The sequence below is a fragment of the Mycobacterium sp. NGS67 genome (genome assembly GCF_059812185.1).
This window is the reverse complement of sequence record NZ_JCALCF010000065.1, coordinates 1-3,741: the sequence shown is the minus strand read 5'-3', so window position 1 is coordinate 3,741 and position 3,741 is coordinate 1. Positions and strand designations below refer to the sequence as shown.

Below are 3,741 nucleotides of genomic sequence, written 5' to 3'. Positions count from 1 at the left end.
GATCTGTTCATTGGTAACGCAGCGACGCTCCTAAGCGCTAGGAATAAGCGGAACCAAATCGCGCCACAGTGGTTTTGGCATTCTAGGCCTTACGCACACGTGATTGAGACCCTCGGCAACCAGTAGTATCGGCTATGGCATCGCGAGTTTCGGTGCCTCTCCCCTAGTGGGACGACTTGTGTTGTGTCAGTGTCACATTGGCACAGCTCCGCTGGCGTCGTTCGCGATGTCAGTTTGGATTCCTGTGGTCGCAGTAGAGCTGCGCCGTCACGCACCTGTCCTGAATCGGTCTACGTGCCCGAACCGAAAGGGAATCAGTTGACCGTGGTGGCGATAGGATCCCGCCCTAGCGCTCGAGGTGGGCGATGTATTCGCTGGCTAACCATCGTCAAATTGCTGGGCGCTCGCGGTATGGGCGAAGTCTACCTGGCACAGCGCCCCGACTATCGCGCTAAGCGTACGACCACGGGCAGTTCACCGCGGTTTCATCACTGTGACGGCTCTTGCGTGGACGGAAGCGGCGCGGCGGCTTCGCTCAGGCGCAAGTCGGCAGCCCAATGTCGCCGAGGCTGGCCGTACTTATGTTGACGACGGTTGAAAGTCCGGCCAGTCGCGACGGTTGAAAAGTAGGCCACCCAACCAGATTGGATGGGTGATCTCCTTGGAAGACTGGGCGTTGATCCGGCATCTTCACCGCAGCGAGGGTTTGTCGCAGCGGGCTATTGCACGGCAGCTTGGCATCGCGCGCGACACGGTTGCCGGGGCGCTGGCCAGCGATGGTCCGCCGAAGTATCAGCGGGCCGCAACGTCGTCGGGGATCAGCGAGGTGGAGCCGCGGATGCGGGCGTTGCTGTCGGTCTACCCGCAGATGCCGGCGACGGTGCTCGCCGAGCGGGTGGGGTGGACGGGTTCGATCTCGTGGTTCCGGGAGCGGGTCCGCGCGATTCGCCCGCAGTATCTGCCCGCCGATCCGGTTGACCGCCTCGGGCATTCACCGGGTCGAGCGATCCAGTGCGACCTGTGGTTTCCGGCGCCGAGGATCGCGGTCGGGTTCGGCCAAGAGGCGATGCTGCCGGTGCTGGTGATGGTCGCGGCGTTCTCCCGGTTCATCGCTGCGGTGATGCTGCCCTCGCGCCAGACCATGGATCTGGTGGCGGGGATGTGGCAGCTGCTCTCGAGCAGCTTCGCTGCCGCGCCCCATGAGTTGTGGTGGGACAACGAGGCCGGGATCGGACGTCGCGGCCGGTTGACCGATCCGGTCACCGCTTTGATGGGCACGCTGGGTTCGCGTCTGGTGCAACTCAAACCCTATGACCCCGAATCCAAGGGCATCGTGGAGCGAGCCAACCGCTATCTGGAGACCTCATTCCTGCCCGGGCGCAGCTTCGCTTCGCCGTCTGACTTCAATGCTCAACTGCAGCAATGGCTTCCGATCGCAAATAGTCGTCGGGTGCGGGCCTTGGATGGGCGTCCGGTGGACTTCCTCGACGCCGATCGAGCCCAGATGCTGGCGTTGCCACCGGTGGCGCCGGTCACCGAGACGGTGACCTCGGTGCGGTTGGGGCGCGATTACTACGTGCGAGTGGCCGGCAACGACTACTCCGCGGACCCGAGCGCGATCGGACAGCTCGTCGAGGTGAGCACCACCCTGGCGCAGGTGGTGGTGACCCGCGCGGGGCGCGTACTGGCGGCTCATGACCGCTGCTGGGCGGTGCGACAAACGCTGACCGATCCCGCCCACGTCGCGACGGCCGCAGCGTTGCGTCGACAGTTTCAAACCGGTCCACCACCGGTAGCAGGTGATCACCTGGTTCGGGACTTGGCCGACTACGACCGCGCGTTCGGTGTCGACTTCACCAGCAACACAGTCACTTCCGACGATGAGGTGGCCTGATCATGACCGAGGATCCGATCAAATCCGTCCTGCATTACGCCCACGCCCTCAAGGCGCCGCGCATCCGCGACTGCGCTGCCCGTCTGGCCGAGCAAGCCCGCGACGCCAACTGGACTCACGAGGAGTATCTGGCGGCGGTGCTCTCCCGGGAGGTCGCCGCCCGGGAGGCCTCGGGTGCAGCGACCCGCATCCGCTCGGCAGGATTCCCCACCCGTAAGTCGATAGACGACTTCAACTTTGACCACCAACCGGCACTTAACCGCGACATGATCGCCCACCTCGGCACGAGTGCGTTCCTGGCCAAGGCCCGCAACGTGGTCCTGCTAGGGCCGCCGGGCACCGGCAAGACCCACCTCGCCATCGGGTTAGCCATCAAAGCTGCCCAGAGCGGGCACCGCATCGCCTTCGCCACCGCGGTGGACTGGGTCGCTCGCCTCAAAGCCGCCCACAACGCCGGCCGACTGCCCGCCGAGCTGGTCAAGCTGCGCCGCATCGGATTGCTCGTCGTCGACGAGGTCGGCTACATCCCCTTCGAACAGGACGCGGCCAACCTGTTCCTTACGCTGTTTAGCGTGTGGTTGGAGAGCCTTCGTAGGTTCTCGATCGCCATCCGGAGGAGTCGGGTATGGCTTCAATCTGTTCGCCGAATTTGTGGCTCTGGAAGAATGGCCGCCCGACTCCTCGCAACGACTCAACCGCTGATTGAGATGTGCGATTTGATCGCTGTGTAAGGACACGCCGGCACAGTCGTTCGCAGGAGGCGCAACCTCACCTCACTAAATGGAGGTAACGGGTGGCAGAGCTATGGGCGGGAATCGACGCAGGGAAAACTCACCACCACTGTGTGGTCATCGACGCAGCCGGTGATCGCAAGATGTCGCGCCAATTCGGCAACGACGAGGGTGAGATCCTCGCACTCATTAGTGATGTCGTTGCTCTTGCCCACGGAAGTGAAATCGTTTGGGCGACAGACCTTAACCGGGGTCCCGCAGGATTGCTCATCGATTGCCTGGCCGATAACGACCAGGTCGTGCTCTACATCTCTGGCCGGACTGTTCACCACGCGGCTCAGGCCTACCGCGGCGACGGGAAAACTGATGCCAAGGACGCCGCGATCATCGCCGATCAAGCACGGATGCGGCGGGACTTGCAACGCATTGACCGCACCGATGAGACTGCGACCGAGCTTCGGCTACTTACCGCGCATCGTGAAGACCTCGTCTGCGATCGAACTCGAGCAGTTAATCGGCTCCGCAGCACGTTGCTTGAATACTTCCCTGGACTAGAGGCCGGTTTCGACTTCAATCGCCGCAAGGGCGCCCTGATGCTCTTGACGAAGTACCAAACGGCCTCAGACATCCGCCGCGCCGGAGTAACTCGGATCGCGAACTATCTCCGCAAGAACAACGCTTACCACGCAGACGAGATCGCAACCGCCGCAGTCACAATCGCTACCCGCCAACAGGCAACTGTGGCCGGAGAAGCAACAGCGGCACTTATCGTGGCCGACCTGGCCCGCGCCGTTCTCAGGCTCATTCGCGAGGTCGAGGCACTCGACAAGCGGATTCAAGAACGGGTGGAAACCCATGCCGACAGCCAAATACTGCTAAGCATTCCTGGCTTCGGCCCGCTAATGACCGCCGAATTCATTGCAGCCATCGACGGCGATGTCACCAACTTCAGCAGCCCCGACCGGCTCGCCGGCATCGCGGGCGTCTGTCCCGTTCCGCGCGACTCGGGACGGCTTACCGGAAACCACCATCGCCCGAAGCGATACAACCGGACACTGCTGAGAGTCTGCTACCTCACAGCGCAATCCGCCGCACGGACCTGCCCGCAATCTCGCG

The 3,741-nt window shown here is 63.1% G+C and carries 3 protein-coding genes; all 3 read left to right on the top strand.

What is annotated here, in order from left to right:
- Nucleotides 1-652 precede the first annotated feature (652 nt).
- Nucleotides 653-1,894 (top strand): IS21 family transposase, encoded by a 1,242-nt coding sequence (gene istA, locus AC5Y4D_RS27140; protein WP_500038747.1) that lies wholly within the window; start codon nucleotides 653-655, stop codon nucleotides 1,892-1,894.
- A gap of 2 nt (nucleotides 1,895-1,896) precedes the next feature.
- Nucleotides 1,897-2,625, top strand: coding sequence for an ATP-binding protein (locus AC5Y4D_RS27135; protein ID WP_500038746.1), 729 nt, complete (start codon nucleotides 1,897-1,899; stop codon nucleotides 2,623-2,625).
- 62 nt (nucleotides 2,626-2,687) lie between these two features.
- Nucleotides 2,688-3,741: IS110 family RNA-guided transposase (locus AC5Y4D_RS27130; RefSeq protein ID WP_500038745.1), on the top strand; the 1,054-nt coding region annotated here is incomplete at its 3' end.

Coding starts and splice junctions, on each gene's coding strand:
- AC5Y4D_RS27135 (WP_500038746.1), top strand. CDS start 1,897: ATGACCGAGGATCCGATCAAATCCGTCCTGCATTACGCCCACGCCCTC.